This is a genomic window from Tenacibaculum sp. M1.3A (assembly GCF_057732375.1).
Window position 1 is genome coordinate 403,721 of the sequence record NZ_JBYJEF010000001.1, and the last position, 19,115, is coordinate 422,835.

At 30.1% G+C, this 19,115-nt stretch carries 16 protein-coding genes; 14 read left to right on the forward strand and 2 right to left on the reverse strand.

All coding sequences use genetic code 11. The annotated features are described in order from the left end of the window. Positions 1-45 precede the first annotated feature (45 nt). The 12 genes from mbpA (at position 46) to AC28QF_RS01910 (ending at position 15,038) form a co-directional block, all read left to right on the forward strand. Positions 46-342: a mobilization protein MbpA gene (gene mbpA / locus AC28QF_RS01855; RefSeq protein ID WP_488200056.1), complete on the forward strand. Its 297-nt coding sequence runs from the start codon at positions 46-48 to the stop codon at positions 340-342. Next, the gene (locus AC28QF_RS01860; RefSeq protein ID WP_488200055.1) at positions 339-1,106 is read left to right on the forward strand and encodes a relaxase/mobilization nuclease domain-containing protein; all 768 of its coding nucleotides are present in this window, start codon (positions 339-341) and stop codon (positions 1,104-1,106) included. Before mbpA ends, AC28QF_RS01860 begins: the two co-directional genes overlap by 4 nt. 4 nt (positions 1,107-1,110) lie before the next feature. Continuing rightward, a complete protein-coding gene (locus AC28QF_RS01865; protein ID WP_488200054.1) occupies positions 1,111-1,563 on the forward strand; it encodes a DUF6730 family protein in 453 nt (150 codons plus the stop codon). 1 nt (position 1,564) lies between these two features. After that, positions 1,565-2,155, forward strand: a complete 591-nt coding sequence (locus AC28QF_RS01870; protein ID WP_488200053.1) for an AAA family ATPase — start codon at positions 1,565-1,567, stop codon at positions 2,153-2,155. Between the two features lie 42 nt (positions 2,156-2,197). Next, on the forward strand, positions 2,198-2,428 hold the full coding sequence (locus tag AC28QF_RS01875) for a hypothetical protein (RefSeq protein ID WP_488200052.1): 231 nt from the start codon (positions 2,198-2,200) through the stop codon (positions 2,426-2,428). A 241-nt stretch (positions 2,429-2,669) separates the two neighbouring features. Further along, on the forward strand, positions 2,670-3,662 hold the full coding sequence (locus tag AC28QF_RS01880) for a hypothetical protein (RefSeq protein WP_488200051.1): 993 nt from the start codon (positions 2,670-2,672) through the stop codon (positions 3,660-3,662). Between the two features lie 261 nt (positions 3,663-3,923). Further along, entirely contained in the window at positions 3,924-5,480 is a 1,557-nt protein-coding gene (locus tag AC28QF_RS01885) for a type I restriction-modification system subunit M (protein ID WP_488200050.1), read from the forward strand. Further along, positions 5,470-6,705 (forward strand): restriction endonuclease subunit S, encoded by a 1,236-nt coding sequence (locus AC28QF_RS01890; protein ID WP_488200049.1) that lies wholly within the window; start codon positions 5,470-5,472, stop codon positions 6,703-6,705. Before AC28QF_RS01885 ends, AC28QF_RS01890 begins: the two co-directional genes overlap by 11 nt. 13 nt (positions 6,706-6,718) lie before the next feature. Then, positions 6,719-8,812, forward strand: a complete 2,094-nt coding sequence (locus tag AC28QF_RS01895; RefSeq protein ID WP_488200048.1) for a hypothetical protein — start codon at positions 6,719-6,721, stop codon at positions 8,810-8,812. 110 nt (positions 8,813-8,922) lie between these two features. Further along, positions 8,923-10,065 carry a PD-(D/E)XK nuclease family protein gene (locus AC28QF_RS01900; RefSeq protein WP_488200047.1) on the forward strand — a complete coding sequence of 381 codons (1,143 nt, stop codon included), beginning with the start codon at positions 8,923-8,925 and terminating at the stop codon, positions 10,063-10,065. A 6-nt stretch (positions 10,066-10,071) separates the two neighbouring features. Beyond that, complete coding sequence (locus tag AC28QF_RS01905; protein ID WP_488200046.1) at positions 10,072-11,862, forward strand: GmrSD restriction endonuclease domain-containing protein; 1,791 nt, start codon at positions 10,072-10,074, stop codon at positions 11,860-11,862. A gap of 11 nt (positions 11,863-11,873) precedes the next feature. Beyond that, positions 11,874-15,038 (forward strand): type I restriction endonuclease subunit R, encoded by a 3,165-nt coding sequence (locus AC28QF_RS01910; protein WP_488200045.1) that lies wholly within the window; start codon positions 11,874-11,876, stop codon positions 15,036-15,038. A gap of 222 nt (positions 15,039-15,260) precedes the next feature. On the opposite strand, the gene AC28QF_RS01915 is transcribed toward AC28QF_RS01910, so the two are convergent. Both AC28QF_RS01915 and AC28QF_RS01920 read right to left on the reverse strand, forming a co-directional pair. Continuing rightward, complete coding sequence (locus AC28QF_RS01915; RefSeq protein ID WP_488200044.1) at positions 15,261-16,511, reverse strand: type II toxin-antitoxin system HipA family toxin; 1,251 nt, start codon at positions 16,509-16,511, stop codon at positions 15,261-15,263. A gap of 2 nt (positions 16,512-16,513) precedes the next feature. Continuing rightward, entirely contained in the window at positions 16,514-16,828 is a 315-nt protein-coding gene (locus AC28QF_RS01920; protein WP_488200043.1) for a helix-turn-helix domain-containing protein, read from the reverse strand. A gap of 439 nt (positions 16,829-17,267) precedes the next feature. On the opposite strand from AC28QF_RS01920, the gene AC28QF_RS01925 reads away from it, so the two are divergent. Further along, on the forward strand, positions 17,268-18,386 hold the full coding sequence (locus AC28QF_RS01925) for a Fic family protein (protein ID WP_488200042.1): 1,119 nt from the start codon (positions 17,268-17,270) through the stop codon (positions 18,384-18,386). A 209-nt stretch (positions 18,387-18,595) separates the two neighbouring features. Beyond that, entirely contained in the window at positions 18,596-19,009 is a 414-nt protein-coding gene (locus AC28QF_RS01930) for an HYC_CC_PP family protein (protein ID WP_488200041.1), read from the forward strand. Positions 19,010-19,115 lie beyond the last annotated feature (106 nt).

The window sequence follows — 19,115 nt, forward strand, 5'->3', positions numbered from 1 at the left end:
CATATCTTGCTTTTTCTCCCTTCGGTCGCAAAAGTTAAAGAAAAAATGAAGAATCAAAAAATAGAATTTAGATGTACTCTTTTTGAGAAAAAACTTTTAAAAGTTAAGGCTAAAAAAGCAGGCTTATCATTAAGTGAATTTTGTAGAAAATCTGCAAATGATAAAATTATTATTGAGCGATTAACAGAAGAACAAATAGCTATTTATAAAATGCTAATTACCCATCATAATAATTTTAAAAGCATTGGGAATTTAATTAAAAATAAGCATCCAGATTTATATCAAAAAGTATTTCAAACTGCTGATGAAATAAAAAAACATCTTCAAAATTTTAAAAAATGATTGGAAAAGGAAAATCAATATCACACACAAAAGCATCTATTGAGTACGGTTGGAATCAAGAAAAAGATGCTGAAATAGTTTTTACACAAAATTTAGCTGGAGAAACTCCTAAAGAAATTACAGACGAATTTGAAACAATACAATCTATGAATGATAACTGCGAACGAAATACGTTCAGTTTTGTCATTAGTCCAACTATTGAAGATGGGAAAAAATTAAATACTGATGGATTAAATAAAATAACAAATGAATTTCTTAAAGATATGAAACTAGAAAACCATCAAGCTATTGCTTTTGCTCATAATGACAAAAACCACAAGCATATTCATTTATATGTAAACAGAATCGATTTTGAAGGCAAAGCTTATAACGATAGTTTTATTGGTAAACGTTCTCAGAAAACAGCTGAAAGAGTGGCTGAAAAACTACAGTTGCAAACTGTAAAACAGGTTAATGAACAAAAGCTAGAAAAGGTAAAAGATATTAGAAAATTTATTCAAAATAAACACGAATTATCCTTTAGCACTTATCATCCTGAAAAATACCAAAACTATGTCAAAGAAATGGGAAAGCATAATATTAAGGTAAACCCTGTTATTAATAAAAAATCTCAAAAACTACAAGGGTTTCGATATCAGTTTAAAAATGTAAACCTTAAAGGCAGTGAAATACACAGAACCATGTCTATAAATAAGTTGAATATCAATTATTATAAAATAGCAAAAACAATTATTAAATATGCTTACAAAGCATTAACAATATAATATTATGGCAAAAATAGAAGAAGTAACCGCTTTACTTATTGATGAAATAGCAACATTTGAAAAAGCAGTAAATAAATTACAGAAAGAGTCAGAACAAATTAAAACAACAGGTTTCAATATAGATACTTCTCAAATTGAAACTGCTTTCTCTGAATTTTCAAAAAAATTAGACGACAACTATGAGTTACATTATTATGAACTTACAAGTCTTCAAAACAAACTGAATAAAACAGTCATTATTCCAAATTGGATGACCATTTTATTCAGCTCGTTTTTCATAATCTTTATTTTAAGTATTTCATTTAGTTTTTATCAATATCAAAAAAATATAGAAACAAAAGAAACGAGTTACATCGAAGGTATTAACGCTATGAAAAACCACATACAGTTGTATTTTAATGAGAACCCCAAAACATCTAAGCATTATCAAAAATGGCAAAAAAACCTAAAAAAATAATATGGGAAAAATAATTTTGATCACACATCAAAAAGGTGGTGTAGGTAAATCTACACTTACATACAATTTAGCTCAGAATATTTCAGAAAATGCCTCTGTAGCTATTTTAGATTTTGACATGCAAGGAAGCCTGTGTCAAATTAAAGATTTAGTAACCAATTTTGAGATTATACCCTATAATCGAGAAATAAAAAAAATAAAAAACCTAACCTATGATTTCATTTTTATCGACACTCCTCCTTACCTATCCAATCAACTACCTGAATTGATTGAATTAGCGGATTTAATCATTATTCCGACTAAAGCTGGGGTCTTAGATTTATTAGCCATTAAAAACACCTTAGAACTTATTGAAAGAAAAAACAAGTCTTCTAACTCTCTAGTTGTTTTTAATATGATTAAGGCTAATACAACTTTAACACTTGACATCTTAATCGGCTTAGAAGAATATAATATCCCTATTGCTAAAACACATGTTTCTGATCTCGTTGCATTTACCAGATCTGTTTTAGTTGGGGGTGTAAAAACTGATAAAAATGCTCAAAAACAATTAGATAGTCTCACCAAAGAAGTATTAACGAAACTCATATAACTCTATAAATACATACTTATATAAAAATACAATTCTAGCATTATGGAAAAACAAAATTTTAATGATTTGATTAATAAAGCGAAAGCTAGCAATCAAATAAAAACAATACAAAAAGTAGTTCCTGTTTCTGTGAAAGAAACCGAAGAAGTTCAGTTTTCTTTTTACTTAGATAAAAACTTACTAAAACGGATTAAACAGCAAGCTTTAAACGAAGATGAAACTATTAAAAACATTATTAATAAAGCATTAGAAAACTATTTAAAAACAAATTAAACTTTAAAATTTCTGTAGTATCTTGCATAAGATTTACAGATGTAAAAAAGACATATTAATTTATAAAGCGTTTAGCTTTTGATTTGGTTTTAGAAACTCGCCAGGTTTATAAACCCTCCAACATCAAAACTAAGACGCCCATGCTACTGCGTGGGCTGTTCTTATTTGGAGGGAAGGTTTCTGGCGAGACCACTAAGACCGATAAGATTCAGTTCCACGCTTTTTTTATTCATTTTATATCATGGAAAATCAATACCCAAAAATCGCCAACATTCAATTAGAAATTTCAGAAAACTGTTCTGACTTAGAAAAAGAAATTCTTCAGTTTTACTGGGATATTGAAGATTTAGAATTTACAAACACTGTTAAAAAACTAAAAAACACTTACAACATTACACTAGGAAAGCTAACAAAATTAAAAGCTAAATACAGTGAGCTTTCTCTATATGTTTTATGTGAAAATTGTAATTCTTACGAAAAGCATACTGTAAAAAGTCAATCTAAATTTAAAGAAACAATTAAACTCACCAAAGGTAAGTGGGAAAAACCTTTTAAATGCAACCATTGCATTGATTTACAACAAATACAAATTGAAGAAGAAAATAGAAGAAAAAACAAAGAGCTAGTTGATAACTTAAAAATAGCTATTGAAAACAAAAACTGGAACAATCTTTCAAAATTCGAAAGAGCACTATTAGTACATTGTTTAGAAAAATCTTTTAATCAAATAAAAAACTATTATGGTAAGTTACTTGGTAAAGGTAATTTTTATCAGCTTATTAGAGCCTTAGAAAATATTGAAAAACAGGGTTTAATAATTTTAAATAGAGACGACTGGAGCAATTACATAACGGGGATACAGCATTTAGATGCTTTAAAAGATATTAAAGAAGAATTAGTTTTTACGGAAGAACATTCTGATATCACAGCAACTATTGATAATGTTACAAATACTTTAAAGTTAAAATTAACCATTAACGAGTTACAAAATCATCCAGACAGCCCACAATATGCTGGAAGCGTAAAATTTAAAGAAAAAATTATTATTGAACCTAACGTTGATTATACTTTTGGCTTATGGAAACGTTCTAATGAAAACTTATACTTAACCTTAACTCCACAAGAAGAACTAGATAAACGACCTTCTCAAAAAAGGCTTTCTAACCTTCCTATTTCATTGCAAGAGGGAATTACAGATTTCTTAAATAATATGGGTAAGAATATTGATTTTTAATATAAAACAATCCGTATGTGACGCCTGCCGCTCAGGCTCATTTTAAAATCAATCTGATTTTATCTTAGAAAACTATATAGCACTAAAAATCAGATTGATTTTAAAACGGAAAAACAAACTAAATTACTACATATAAATATGTTACTATATTTCTATAATCATAGTTTTATATAATTATGGATTTCCATAATTATATATCAATTCGTTTTACTACTTTAGAACTCTTCAAAGAATAAGAAAAACTACACGAAACTTATATAAATGGCTAAAAAACAAGTTAAAGAAAAATCGATAGAAGAATCATTATGGCAAGCCTGTGACAAACTAAGAGGCTCTGTAGAATCTAGCGAATACAAACACGTAGTATTAGGACTTATCTTCTTAAAGTTTGCCAGCGATAAATTTGAAGAACGTAAAGAAGAATTAATAGCCGAACGCAAAGAAAAATATGTAGAAATGAAAGATTTCTACAACATGAAAAACGTGTTCTTTTTAATGGAAACGTCGCGTTGGAACTACATAAAAGCCAATGCCAAACAAGACGATTTAGCACTTAAAATAGATACAGCTTTACATAATATTGAAAAAAATAATCCTGCTTTAAAAGGTGCATTGCCTGATAATTACTTTTCTAGGTTAGGGTTAGACAAAACCAAATTGGCTTCTTTAATTGACCAAATAAGCGAGATAAACACCATTGCCGACAAACAAAACGATATTGTTGGGCGTGTGTACGAATACTTCTTAGCCAAATTTGCCATTAAAGAAGGGAAAGGAAAAGGAGAATTTTACACGCCAAAATCTATTGTAAACTTGATTGCCGAAATGATAGAACCTTACCAAGGTATTATCTACGATCCTGCTTGTGGTTCTGGGGGTATGTTTGTACAGTCTGTTAAATTTATAGAAAACCACGACGGAAACAAAAAAGAAGTTTCTGTGTACGGACAAGAATACACCAACACTACTTACAAACTGGCTAAAATGAATTTAGCCATACGTGGTATTGCTGCCAATTTAGGCGAAAAAGCTGCCGATACTTTTGGACAAGACCAACACCCCGATTTAAAAGCAGATTTTATAATGGCAAACCCACCTTTTAACCAAAAAGATTGGAGAGCCGAAAGCGAACTCACAGACGACCCACGTTGGAAAGGCTATGATGTACCTCCAAAATCGAACGCCAATTACGGTTGGATTTTAAATATGGCTGCTAAACTATCAGATAACGGAGTGGCTGGTTTTATATTAGCAAACGGTGCTCTTTCTGGTGGTGGAGAAGAATATAAAATTAGAAAAAAACTAATTGAAAATAATATGGTAGAAGCTATTGTTATTTTACCAAGAAGTATGTTTTATACGACTGATATTTCTGTTACGCTTTGGATTTTAAACAAAAACAAAAAAGACAAAACAGTAAGCAAGGGAACAGAAACACGTAATTACCGCAAACGTGAAGAAGATATTCTCTTTATGGATTTACGCCAACAAGGCGAACCTTTCGAGAAAAAATACATTCAGTTTTCGGAAATGCAAATACAAGACATTGCCCAAACCTTTCATACGTGGCAAACCGATGAATCTACTTATAAAGATATTCCTGAATATTGCTATTCTGCAAACAAAACAGAAGTAGAAAAAAAGGATTTCTCTTTAGTGCCAAGTAAATATATAGATTTTGTAAACCGAGATGAAAACATAGATTTTGATACCAAAATGAAAGGTTTACAAACCGATTTAAAAGACCTTTTAGCAAAAGAGACAGAATCTAAAACCGACTTACAAAACGTTTTTAAAACCTTGGGCTATGAGTTATAAAACCCTTGGTGATTATATACAATCAGTAAATATTAGAAATAAAGAATTAGAAGTAACTACTTTACTAGGTGTAAGTATTAGAAAAGTATTAATGCCTTCTATTGCCAATACTATTGGTACAAATATGAAGACGTACAAAATCATTAAGCAAAACCAATTTGCTTATGGTCCTGTAACATCTAGAAATGGAGATAAAATTTCTATTGCTTTATTAGAAGAACACGAAACAGCAATTGTTTCTCAAGCCTATACAGTTTTTGAAGTTATAGATGAACAAGAAGTATTGCCTGAATATTTAATGATGTGGTTTAGAAGGCCAGAATTTGATAGATATGCTCGTTTTAAATCGCACGGAAGTGCAAGAGAAACTTTTGATTGGGATGAAATGTGTAATACTCAACTCCCAATTCCATCCATAGAAAAACAACAACAAATAATAGCTGAATACAATACCGTTACCAACCGCATAAAACTAAACAACCAACTCAACCAAAACCTAGAAGAAACTGCACAAGCTTTATACAAACATTGGTTTGTAGATTTTGAGTTTCCTAATGCAAAGAATAAACCTTATAAATCTTCGGGTGGCGAAATGGTTTATAATGAGGAATTGGAGAAGGATATTCCTATTGGGTGGAGTGTGGAAAAGTTGGGGGGAATTATTGAAAGTCATTCTAAAAAACACGACTTCCAGAAAGAAGAACTTATTTTTTTTAACACCTCAGATATTCTTGATGGAGATTTTCTTCACAGAAATTATATGAAAGTTGAAAAAATGCCAGGTCAAGCAAAAAAATCAATTCGTAAGAATGATATTCTTTACAGTGAAATAAGACCAGCAAATAAAAGATATGCTTTAGTCAGAATTAATTCTGATGATTATGTCGTTTCAACTAAATTAATGGTTTTAAGGTTACTTACAGATAAGTTTAATAGCGAAAGAATTTATCATTACTTAATATATCCTCAAACAATAAAGGAACTACATCAAGCTGCTGAAGGCCGTTCAGGAACATTTCCACAAATCACATTTGAAGAGCATATTGAAAGGAGATTATTAATTATAGCTACAGGTATTGTTGAAAACAAATGGCAGACTTATTTAACTCTTCATTTTGAACAATTATACAATCGAAGAGACGAAAACAAAACCCTGCAAGAACTCCAAAGTTTGTTATTAGCAAAAATGACAAAAGTTGAGTCTGAAAAGGAAACAATTTATTAAGAAAAATAATGCTATGAAATTTGAAATAAATAATTGTAACAATATAGATAGTGGTGAAATTAATATTGAACCATCCAAACTTAATATTAAGTTCGGAATAAATGGAACAGGCAAAAGTACAATCACAAAAGCTATTAAATATAGCATAGAATCTTCAGATAAACTGGTTGAACTTACTCCTTTTAAATTAAGAGAAACAGAAACTGAATTAGAACCCACGGTAATTAAACCAGACGAAATTACAAGTGTATTTATATTTAACGAAGAATATTTAAATCAATTTTTATATAAAGAAGATGAACTAATAGCTAATAGTTTTGAGATTTTTGTTAAAACTCCTAACTATATTGAATCTACTAATAAAATTAAAGAGCTTCTAAAAGAGATTACAAATGTTTTTTCCAATAATGAAGAGCTTGATCAAATAATTAGTGATTTTGAAAACTTAGCAAAAAACTTTAAATCAACGCAGACTGGTTTGTCTAAAACATCTAGTATTTATAAAGGATTAGCAGAAGGAAATAAGATTGAGCATATACCCGAAGCACTTTCTGGATATAGTTCTTTTCTTAAAAATGAAAATTGTACTACTTGGTTAGATTGGCAAATTAGAGGCGAAAATTTTATAGATATATCGGATAATTGCCCTTATTGCACTTCTTCTACATTAGAAACCAAAGACACTATAAAGTCGGTTTCAAAAACATACGACAAAAATGTTATTAAAAATTTTATTGGAATAATTGATGCTATTAAAAATTTAGGGGAATATTTTACAATAGCAACAAAAGAAACCATTGATGGAATTACAAAAAAGCAATCTGGTTTAGAAGACGAAGAACTTAATTTCTTATTTACAATAAAACAACAGATTGATGATTTCCTTAAAAAACTAAAAACTCTAAAAAACATATCACCAAATACATTTCAAGGGGAGGGGCTAGATGTTGAAAAAATGATTAAAGATTTAAAAATCAATCTAGATTTATTTAATCACTTTAAATCTGATAAATCAGAGGAGATAGTTGAATCAATAAATAACTCACTTGAAACAGTTTTAGAGCAGATTGGAATATTGAAAGGGGAAATTAATAAACAAAGAGTGCAAACTGGAAAGTTGATAGTAAAACATCAATTAGATATTAATACTTTTTTAAAAAATGCAGGGTATAGATATGTCGTTGAAATTGAAAATACAGAAGGTATCGACTATAAGTTGAAACTAAAACATATAGAGTCAGAAGAAAAAATCTCAAAAGGAAGTCAACATTTAAGTTTTGGAGAAAAAAATGCTTTTGCATTGGTATTATTTATGTATGAATCTTTATCAAGAAATCCTGATTTAATAATTTTAGACGACCCAATTTCATCTTTTGATAAAAATAAAAAATATGCAATTATGCATATGCTTTTTAGAGGTGAGAATTGTTTAAAAAACAAGAATGTAATTATGTTTACTCACGATTTCGACCCTGTAATTGATACTGTCAAAGTTCTAAGGGAATTCGGAACTTTATCTAAATCTAAATTTCTATCCACTAAAAATGGTTTGCTACTAGAAAAAGATATTACTAAAGATGATATTTTTACCTTTTCACAAATTTGCGACAAAGTTTTAAATAACTCTGAATTAGATCTCTTAGTGAAACTAATTTATTTGAGAAGAAAATATGAGATAATTGATAATACGGTTGATGGATATGAAGTTCTTTCTAACCTTTTTCATAAAAGAGAAACTGAAAACATCAAAGACTTTAGAAAGCCACCAGAAAATGACAATATGGATTCAGTTGACTTCGATAGAGGTGTTACTCAAATTACTGATATTATTTCCACATTTAATTATGAAAGCTTGCTTGCACGAATTCAAGATGAAGAAGATTTAAAAAACTTATATAACTCAAACCAAAATGGGTATATAAAACTCCAATTGTTTAGATTGATTTATTCGGATTCATTAAGGGATGTAAATAGTGTATTGAGGAAGTTTATAAATGAAACGTATCATATTGAAAATGAAATGATAAGTCAGTTAGACCCTACTGAGTATGAAATAATTCCTGATTCAATAATTCAGGAATGTGATCAATATTTATTAGATAATTAATATTCATTATGAGGTCTAACAAAATACAATTAGAAACTTTATTAAGTTGGATAAAATCAGGCGATATAGCAATCAGCAATGTTCTTTATTGAGAAATTAAAAATAAAATAATGCAAAACGTAGATTATAATAGTTTGAAGGATTTCTTAAAAGAATCGGATGAAATTCCTGTTGTAAATGAGCACGTAGGTTTTTTAGATGTTATCAAAAAAACAACTAACGAAACTATTAATAGTAACATTTATGCACACTTTTTATCTTGTGATGAAGATGAAATAAAATATGCTTTTTTAAACGCACTACTTGCTATTATTACAGAAAAAACACAGCTTAAAACCCAATTATCCAACATAGAGGTAATTACAGAATACACTACAAATACAGGAAGAATAGATATTGTTATTAGAGACTTATTAAATGAAAATCACATTATAATAGAAAACAAAATCTATCATCGTTTAGATAATGACTTACCTGAATATTGGGATTTTATAAAAGTAAGTGATGCCAGAAAAAGAGGCGTATTATTGACCTTATCGCCTCATTATATTCCTAAAGAAGTTGATGGTAAATTTATAAACATTACCCATTGGGAATGGATTTCTAAAGTAAAAGAACTAATAGACATCTCAGTAATAAAAAAAGAAAATTACAAAGTTTACCTTACAGATTTCTTTGAAACAATAGAAAAAATAACCTACACATATCATATGAATGATTCTGCTAAATTCTATTTTGAAAATGCAAAACAAATTAATGCAGCAAGCGAAACAAAAAAAGAAGGTCATAAATTTTTAAATGATCAATACTATTTAATTGCTGAAAAACTAGGGATGCAAACTTTTGGTAATGAATTAGGCTGGAAAAATATTTGGGATGATAAAAACAAATTAGACACCTATTTTACAATCATTGCAGGAAACATTGTTGAAGGAAAAGAACTCTCCTACTCTATAATAATAGAATTATACAGAGAAGATAAAGCAAGAATAGAAGAACTAAACACTAAATTTAAAACTCATCCACAATTTATAACTTTAAATAAAGGAGGTATTCACCATAAATTTCATCATTATTTAATTAAAGAATATAAAATTACATTTAAAGAATTTGAAAACTTTGCTGACAATGTAGTTACTAATATTAAAAATGATTTTGGTAAAATATTTATTGATATAGTTAACTACCTACATCCTACAATAGATAAAAATGAGTGGGAAAACAATATAATTGAAGAAGAAATAAAAGTATAAAAAAAAATGGCAAAATATAGCGTACACCAACAACCTGTAGAAACTTTATTAAGTTGGATAAAATCTGGCGATATCGCCATACCAGAAATTCAGCGTCCATTTGTTTGGAAAGCAGCAAAGGTTAGAGATTTAATAGATTCTTTGTATCAAGGGTATCCTGTCGGTTATATTATTACTTGGCGTAATCCTGATGTAAAATTAAAGAACGGAGAATTATCGGCAGGTAAAAAAGTTTTAATAGACGGGCAACAACGTATTACAGCCTTAACAGCCGCCATTGTTGGGCAACGTGTATTAAATAAAAACTATAAAGAAATTAATATTCGCATTGCTTTTAACCCATTGAATGAAAGGTTTGAGGTATTGAATAAAGCCTATGAGAAAAGTCCAGAATGGATTAACAACATCAACCCTATTGTAAATGATGAAATTTCTATCACAAAAGCCATTCGTCAATACTTAAAAGATAATCCAGAGGCAGATGAAGATATCATAGAAGACCGCATTGAAAATCTAAAAAAAATAAAAAGTAAACAAGTTGGTATTATAGAGCTAGATGCTAGTTTAGATATAGATACCGTTACAGAAATCTTTATTCGTATCAATCAAAAAGGGGTGGTTTTAAGTAATGCCGATTTTGTAATGTCTAAAATTGCTTCAGACGAGCAACACGGCGGAAACAAAATGCGTAAAATGGTAGATTACTTCTGCCGTTTATTGGTAGATAAAGGTTTTATCAAACATATTGTAGATAACGACACCAATTTTGCTGAAAGCAATTATTATAAAAGCATAAAATGGATAGCTACAAATAATGACGATTTGTATTGCCCTGATTATATTGATATGCTTCGTGTGGCGTTTACCTTTAAATTCAGTCGTGGTAAATTTAGCGATTTAGTAGCCTTATTATCAGGAAGAAACTTTGAAACTAGAACCTACGAAAACGAAATTGCAGCAGCTAGTTACCAAAAATTATCAGATGGTTTAGAAGCCTTTGTAAATCAAACCAATTACCAACGGTTTGTAATGATATTGCAATCTACAGGCTTAATTAGCAGAAAGTTAATTTCATCTCAAAACAGTTTAAACTTTGCTTATGCTTTATACTTAAAACTTCGTGATGAAGGGGTGAGTGAGCCAGAAATACAAGGTTATGTAAAAAGATGGTTGATATTATCGATATTTATTGGTCGTTATTCAGGTTCAGCAGAATCGAGAATAGATGAAGACATTAAGCAAATAAATGAAAAAGGTATTGCTGCTTATTTAGTACAAATGGAACAAGCGCATTTAGGCGAAGGCTTTTGGGATTTTGGATTAATAAACGATTTAGAAAGTTCTAGTGTAAATAACAATGCATATACCTTATACTTAGCTTCACAGGTAAATAGTAATGCGGTTGCTTTCTTGTCCAAATCAATGACAATTAAAAGTCTAATAGAACAAAGAGGAGACATTCATCATATCTTCCCAAAACAGTATTTAATCAACAATGGGTATCCTCAAAAAGCATATAACCAAGTTGCCAATTTTGTGTATACAGAACAAGCAACAAATATTAAAGTGGGTAAAATGCCACCTACCGAATATTTAGGTAAAATTAAAGATCAAGTAAACGCTGATGTAAATGAAATAAGCACAATAGATGCAGAAAATAGTTTAATAGAAAACATTAAAACAAACGATATTCCATCATTTATAACAGAAGCAACACATAAAGATTACATTAAGTTTTTAGAAGAAAGACGAAAATTAATGTCTCAAAAATTGAAAGCATATTACGAAAGTCTATAAAAGGAAAAAGCATGAGTCAAAAATTTACAGAAGCACAATTAGAAGCTGCATTTGCTGAGTTAATTGCCATTGAAGGATATCCACATCATTTTGGCAATACGTTAAACCGTGCCGAAGATGAAGTTATTTTAGCAGATGATTTACGTGTTTTTTTACTTCAAAAATACAAGGCAGACAATTTAACAGAGCAAGAAGCAAATAGTATTATTTTACAAATAAAAACCTTGCCTGCTTCTGATTTATATGAAAGTAATAAGCGTTTTATGTCTTGGTTGTCGGATGGTTTTATCATAAAAAGAGAAGATCATACTCAAAAAGATATTTATATAAACTTGGTAGATTACACCGAGAAAGACAAAAATATTTACAAGTTTGTAACGCAATTAGAAATTACTGAAGCCAACCAAAAACGTATTCCTGATGGAATTTTATATATCAACGGTTTACCTCTAGTAGTCTTTGAGTTTAAATCGGCTATTAGAGAAGAAGCCACGATACACAACGCCTATGAGCAATTAACGGTTCGCTATAAAAGAGACATTCCACAACTGTTTATTTGCAATGCTTTTTGTGTGATTTCTGATGGTATAAACAACAAAGCAGGTTCATTTTTTGCGCCTTATGAATTTTATTATGCTTGGAGACGTGTTGCAGGTTTAGCAAAAGAGGTAGATGGTATAGATTCTATGTTTACTCTCGTACAAGGAATATTGCATAAAAACCGTTTACGAGATATTATTCGCAATTTTATTTACTTACCAGATAGTAGTAAAAAGGACGAGAAAATTGTGTGTCGTTATCCGCAGTATTACGCAGCAAGAGCTTTGTATGATAATATAAAATTGGCTCAAAAAAATAAAGATGGTTCTGGTGGCGATGGAAAAGGAGGAACATACTTTGGAGCTACAGGTTGCGGAAAAAGCTTTACAATGCTTTTCTTAACGCGTTTATTAATGAAGAGCCAGTATTTTGGAAATCCAACGATACTTTTAATTACAGACAGAACTGATTTAGATGACCAATTATCGTCTCAATTTACAAACGCCAAAAACTACGTTGGAGATAACGGAATTGTAAGCGTAGAAAGCCGTAAACAGTTAAGAGAAAAATTACAAGGTTGCGAATCTGGTGGTGTATTTTTAACCACCATTCATAAGTTTACGGAAGACCTAGCTATACTAACTGAAAGAACCAATGTGATTTGTATTTCTGATGAAGCCCACCGTAGTCAAACCAATTTAGACCAAAAAGTTACCGTTACCGAAAAAGGTGTAAAAAAGACCTATGGTTTTGCAAAATACCTACACGATTCTTTACCTAATGCCACTTTCGTAGGATTTACAGGAACACCAATAGATGCAACACTTGATGTCTTTGGAAAAGTAGTAGATGCTTACACTATGACCGAATCTGTAAAAGATGAAATTACGGTTCGTATTGTATATGAAGGTAGAGCAGCCAAAGTAATTTTAAACAATAGTGAATTGGCTAAAATAGAAGCCTATTATAATGAAGCTGCTGATGAAGGTGCAAACGAATATCAGGTAGAAGAAAGTAAAAAGCAATCTGCCAATATGAATGCTGTTTTGGGCGACCCAGATATTTTAAGAAAAATAGCCAACGATTTTGTAACCCATTATGAAAATAGAGTAAATGAAGGAGCAACCGTAAAAGGAAAAGCAATGTTTGTATGCAGTAGTCGAACTATTGCCTATGCTTTTTATCAAAATTTAATTGCCTTACGACCTGAATGGGCAGAAATAAAGATAGCAGAAGACGGAGCAGCATTAACCGATAAAGAGAGGAAAGAAATAAAACCAATGCAACGTGTTAAAATGATAATGACACGTGGTAAAGACGACCCAAAAGAAATGTATGATATGTTGGGATCTAAAGATTATCGTAAGGAACTAGACCGTCAGTTTAAAAACGAAAAGTCGAACTTTAAAATTGCTATTGTAGTAGATATGTGGCTTACAGGTTTTGATGTTCCTTTTTTAGATAGTATGTATATCTACAAACCGATATCACAACACAATTTAATTCAAACAATTTCACGTGTAAATCGAAAATTTGCAGGTAAAAACAAAGGTTTAGTTGTCGATTATATTGGTATTAAAAAAGCAATGAATTTGGCATTAGCTAAGTACAACAAAGGCGACCAAGATAATTTTGAAGACATAGACGCCTCATTATCTGCTGTTAGAGACCAACTAGATGTATTGGGTAAACTATTTCATAAATTTAATAGTTCTAAATATTTTAATGGCACACCACTAGACCAATTAAACACTTTAAATAGAGCTTCCGAATATGCTCAAATAACCAAAGAGCTAGAAACTCGTTTTATGGGCGTAGTTAAACGCTTAAAAGCTGCCTATGATATTTGTGCTGGAAGTGAAAAACTTACCCAAATAGAAAGAGATTATACGCACTTTTATTTAGCAGTTCGTTCCATTGTATTTAAACTTACAAAGGGAAATGCTCCAGATACAGCACAAATGAATAAAAAAGTGCAAGAAATGATAAAAGATGCTTTGCAAAGTGATGGTGTAGAAGAAATATTTAAGATTGGTGAAGAAACGGATAGTCAGCAAGATATTTTTGACGATGCCTATTTAGCCAAGTTAGATAAAATAAAAATGCCCAACACTAAAATAAAGCTCTTACAGCAACTACTTGCTAAAGCTATTGGAGAAATCAAAAAGGTAAACCAAGTAAAAGGTGTTGATTTTACCAAGAAAATGGAAGCATTAGTTGCTAACTATAATGACCGTAGCGAAAATGATATTTTACGTAGTGAGGTGTACGATGAAATAGCGGATGCTTTAACTGACATGATTATGCAAGTACGTGATGAATTTGATTCTGGTGAGGAACTTGGAATTGATTTTGAAGAAAAAGCATTTTATGATATCTTATTAGAACTTTGTAAAAAATATGACTTTACGTATCCCGAAGAAAAACTAATTGAATTAGCGAAAAAAGTAAAAACATTAGTCGATAGTCAAGCTAAATTTCCAGACTGGAGTAAAAGAGATGACATAAAATCCGCTTTAAAAGTTGGTTTAATTTTATTACTGGACGAATTTGGTTATCCGCCTGTAGATAAAGACGAGGTATATCAAGAAATATTTACACAAGCAGAAAATTATAAGAAACATCAAATAAAATAGAGCTATATTTATATAATTATAAGTTTGTATAAATGTATACCAATAGAAACGAAGGCAACTTACAGCAAACCCCTTCGTTTCTATATTAAAACACACAAAGTCGCGTCATTAAAAAATCAACTTGTTTTCTACGCTCTTTAACAAACTCTGATAAGCTATTTATTATATGTAATTGAATATAATTTTTAACAAAAGTATAGTTTTATACTTCTATGCATATAATTACATAAAAGCCTCCGCCTTATTCTCTTGTTCCAATCGTGAAATACCGTATGTATTCGCATATTTTTTCCATTGAGAAACAATACCTTTAATTTCATTAATTATAATGCCTCCCTCCTCTTTTTCAATTCTAAAATAAGGAGCAACACTTAATGCTAAATCAAGATCTAAAGCATTATCATCTTCAGAAATATTTAATTTTAAACCAACTCCTGTTTCAACAGGATTTATATCATAAGCAGGAGATAAAACCCATCCTTTATCCGTCAATAAAAAACCATGATTTCTTAAATGGTCATCTGTGTTTGATACACAAATACTAAAAACAATTCTACGCCATAATTGTTTTAAATCACTTTCTGTATTCGCTCCGTTTTTTATGATAAAATCTACCAACTCTAAATAACTAACTCCAGAAGAAGCATCTGCACCATCCGTATATCCTAATAATGTCATAGCGGATGCAAAATGAATTCTTTTTCCTTCAGTAGTTCTGTCAAATCGTTTTGTTAAAAATGTATGTTGATTACTACTAAATTTTTGAGCTTTTGAAACTGCCATATCAATACCTGATTGAATTGCCAATTCATACGTTACCATTTCCCATGCTCCGATATCATCGCCATCGTTTTTACTAGGAAATTTAGCTATCCATAAATTTCCTTTTTCATCCAAAACACTTGCTTTAGGTCTTGCTCCTCCTAAAGAAGAACCAGGAGAAACTAACATTTGCAACCATTTTAAATATTCTGGATCATCTAAGCTATCATCTTCTTCTAAACGTAAACTTATTTGTTCTAATTGTCTTATCGATGTCCATGGTGGACTTGCTAATTTTTCATCATCATTCAAAAAAGAACCATCTTCGCCTAATTTAAAACGTAAAGCCCCCATTCTGTGTCCATCAAAAACACCTAATAAAAAATCTGTCTCAAATAATTTGTTTACTTTTCTTTCCTCTTTCCTAGCGAGTGCAGCCTCTCTTCTTTTCATTAGCACTCTACCCCAACGATCGGGTGAAGAATCTAAAAACAAACCAAAATTAGATTTATCATCATTCAAATACTGTATACCTTCAAACATACCCAAATCTATATCTAATTGATAAGCATAATCAGATTTTAGCCATACATTATTATAAGCAAAAGAAAACACTTCTTTACCTCTTAATAACTCCGAATATAATTCTCCAATTAATACTGGCTCTCCTACCGCTAACCAATCAGCATATATGTAAATAGTTTTTTTCATTTTTATTTTCTTTTCGGAGCACGTTCTTTTGTTGTCAAGCCAATATCTTGAAGCTTCCTACCTAATACATCGTCTTTAGCTATATTTAAAAAATCTTTTTCTAAACCGAGTACATTTAGCACTTTAAGATAAACACCAATGCTTACAGACCCCTTCCCTTTTTCTACCGAATACAGCGTTTTTCTGCTAATCCCAGATCTTTCTGACACTTGCTCTGTACTTAGTTTTCTTCTTAGACGAGCAAACTTTATTTGCTCTCCCATTTCTTCTAATAGACGTTCTAATTTCGGTAATATGATTGATGTTTTTTTACTCATAACGTGTATATAATTACACAAATATAGTGTTTTTGAGTAATATATTACACGTTATATTATTAGAAATTTTCAAAAACAGATTTTGGTACATTTAATAAAATAGAAAGTAAAGAAAAACACCATGAATGTAAGTTTCAAAAACAACTATTTTCAGTGAAGATAACATCTTAGATGAAGCGATTGGCAAACGTATTTTAATCGATTTAGAGCTTCTGTAAAATAGATTCACAAAGTAATTAAAATAACCTTACCTCATTCAACTGTGCAAAATCCTCACTAAGTCGTTGCTCTTCCTTATCTCAAATCTTTGCTTGTTTCATTTTGTTAAGTTGGTTTAAAACACATATAAGTTAATTCAAAATAAAATATGAGCTATAAAATCAAAATTATAGCTCAATTTTTAGTTATATTTGAGCTATATAAATCATATTTATAGCTCATGGCGTATAAAAATTGGAATTGGTTACACAAAAATTGGCCACAGTTTACTTATAACAAAGAAGATCTTGAACAATTAGAAATGCAATTTTCTAAAAACTCAGGACTTGTATTAGGTGCCATAAAACACATAGAAGGAATTTCTAAAGATGATTTATTAGTAGAAATACTTAGTGAAGAGGCTATAAAAACTTCAGAAATTGAAGGGGAAATTCTAAATAGAGAAAGTGTACAATCTTCAATTAAAAAAAATCTTGGTTTTGCTACGGATAAAAGAAAAATAGCACCCGCAGAACTTGGTATTTCTGAAATGATGGTTGATTTGTATCATAATTTCAATAAACCATTAAGTCATAATCTACTATTTGATTGGCATAAAATGTTAACCAATGGTAGAAGAGATTTAGCAAATGTTGGAAGCTATAGAACACATGCAGATCCAATGCAAGTTGTTTCTGGAAGACTTGATAGACCCACTGTTCATTTTGAAGCACCTCCATCGAACAAAGTGCCTACTGAAATGGAACAATTTATACTATGGTTCAATCAAGTTCATCATCCTAATAACACAAGTTTATTACCACTTACAAAAGCTAGTATCACGCATTTATATTTTGTTTGTATTCACCCTTTTGAAGATGGAAATGGAAGAATTGCTAGAGCATTGGCGGAAAAATCTATTGCCATCAGTTCTAAACAACCTACATTAATTTCATTATCACACATTATAGAAGGTAATCGAAAAATGTATTATACATCACTTGAAACTAACAATTCAACTTTAGAAATTACTAATTGGTTACAATACTTTAGCCAAACTATTTTAAGCGCTCAAGAAAACACTTTAAAACGTGTAGATTTTATTGTAGAAAAAGCAAAGTTTTTTGAACGATATAAAAATCAACTAAACGAACGACAACATAAAGTATTGTTAAGAGTATTTGAAGCTGGATATACTGGTTTTATAGGTGGATTGAGCGCCGAAAAATACACCAAAATTGCTAAAACATCTGCTTCTACCGCTACAAGAGATTTAAAAGATATGGTAGATAAAGGTGCCTTAACAAAATCAGGAACTTTAAAAAGTAGTCGTTATGAATTGAATATAAAAAAGATATAATTTTATATTTGTCTTCTTTTACTTGACTAAACCAATCAAAAGAAGACAAAACACTACACCACTACTCCACCCCAACACACCTTAAACCCTTTAAACAAAAGGGGTATTACATATTGTATCGGAAAGTAACAACTATATTTTTTCACTATTTATCTTTACATTTTTATTAATATACTATTTACTAAACGTTTAGTATCTTTGTTATTCATATGAAAAAAAATCCCCATAAAACAATATCTTTTTTAATGGCTTTGATAGTCTTACTATCTACAATGTCGTTTACTATAGATATGCACTTTTGTGGCGATACTTTAGTCGATACTGCATTATTTCGCAAAGCAAAAACATGCGGAATGAAAATGCAAAAAGCACCTATTAAAGAATGCTCTATTACAAAGAAAAATTGTTGTAACGATAAACAAATTGCTTTTGAAGGTAAAGATAACTTACAAGCATCTTTTAATTCTCTTAGCTTTGAGCAACAGCAATTTATTACTTCTTTTTTATATACATATATTAACCTTTTTAAAGGATTTAATAATGATATCTCTCCTTTTAAAGCATACAAACCACCACTCGTCACAAAGGAGTTATTTAAATTAGACGAGACGTACTTAATTTAATTTTTAAAACAATAAACTGCATTGTCCTATGATTTTATCATTAGGATAATTTCTTGTATTCGGTATTCTTATAAATACCATTATCTAATTGTTTTAAATATTAAGT

Coding starts and splice junctions, on each gene's coding strand:
- AC28QF_RS01875 (WP_488200052.1), top strand. CDS start 2,198: ATGGAAAAACAAAATTTTAATGATTTGATTAATAAAGCGAAAGCTAGC.
- AC28QF_RS01915 (WP_488200044.1), bottom strand. CDS start 16,511: ATGAAAAAAACTATTTACATATATGCTGATTGGTTAGCGGTAGGAGAG.
- AC28QF_RS01900 (WP_488200047.1), top strand. CDS start 8,923: ATGCAAAACGTAGATTATAATAGTTTGAAGGATTTCTTAAAAGAATCG.
- AC28QF_RS01880 (WP_488200051.1), top strand. CDS start 2,670: ATGGAAAATCAATACCCAAAAATCGCCAACATTCAATTAGAAATTTCA.
- AC28QF_RS01895 (WP_488200048.1), top strand. CDS start 6,719: ATGAAATTTGAAATAAATAATTGTAACAATATAGATAGTGGTGAAATT.
- AC28QF_RS01865 (WP_488200054.1), top strand. CDS start 1,111: ATGGCAAAAATAGAAGAAGTAACCGCTTTACTTATTGATGAAATAGCA.
- AC28QF_RS01870 (WP_488200053.1), top strand. CDS start 1,565: ATGGGAAAAATAATTTTGATCACACATCAAAAAGGTGGTGTAGGTAAA.
- AC28QF_RS01905 (WP_488200046.1), top strand. CDS start 10,072: ATGGCAAAATATAGCGTACACCAACAACCTGTAGAAACTTTATTAAGT.
- AC28QF_RS01920 (WP_488200043.1), bottom strand. CDS start 16,828: ATGAGTAAAAAAACATCAATCATATTACCGAAATTAGAACGTCTATTA.
- AC28QF_RS01860 (WP_488200055.1), top strand. CDS start 339: ATGATTGGAAAAGGAAAATCAATATCACACACAAAAGCATCTATTGAG.
- AC28QF_RS01925 (WP_488200042.1), top strand. CDS start 17,268: ATGGCGTATAAAAATTGGAATTGGTTACACAAAAATTGGCCACAGTTT.
- AC28QF_RS01930 (WP_488200041.1), top strand. CDS start 18,596: ATGAAAAAAAATCCCCATAAAACAATATCTTTTTTAATGGCTTTGATA.
- AC28QF_RS01910 (WP_488200045.1), top strand. CDS start 11,874: ATGAGTCAAAAATTTACAGAAGCACAATTAGAAGCTGCATTTGCTGAG.
- AC28QF_RS01885 (WP_488200050.1), top strand. CDS start 3,924: ATGGCTAAAAAACAAGTTAAAGAAAAATCGATAGAAGAATCATTATGG.
- mbpA (WP_488200056.1), top strand. CDS start 46: ATGAAGAATCAAAAAATAGAATTTAGATGTACTCTTTTTGAGAAAAAA.
- AC28QF_RS01890 (WP_488200049.1), top strand. CDS start 5,470: ATGAGTTATAAAACCCTTGGTGATTATATACAATCAGTAAATATTAGA.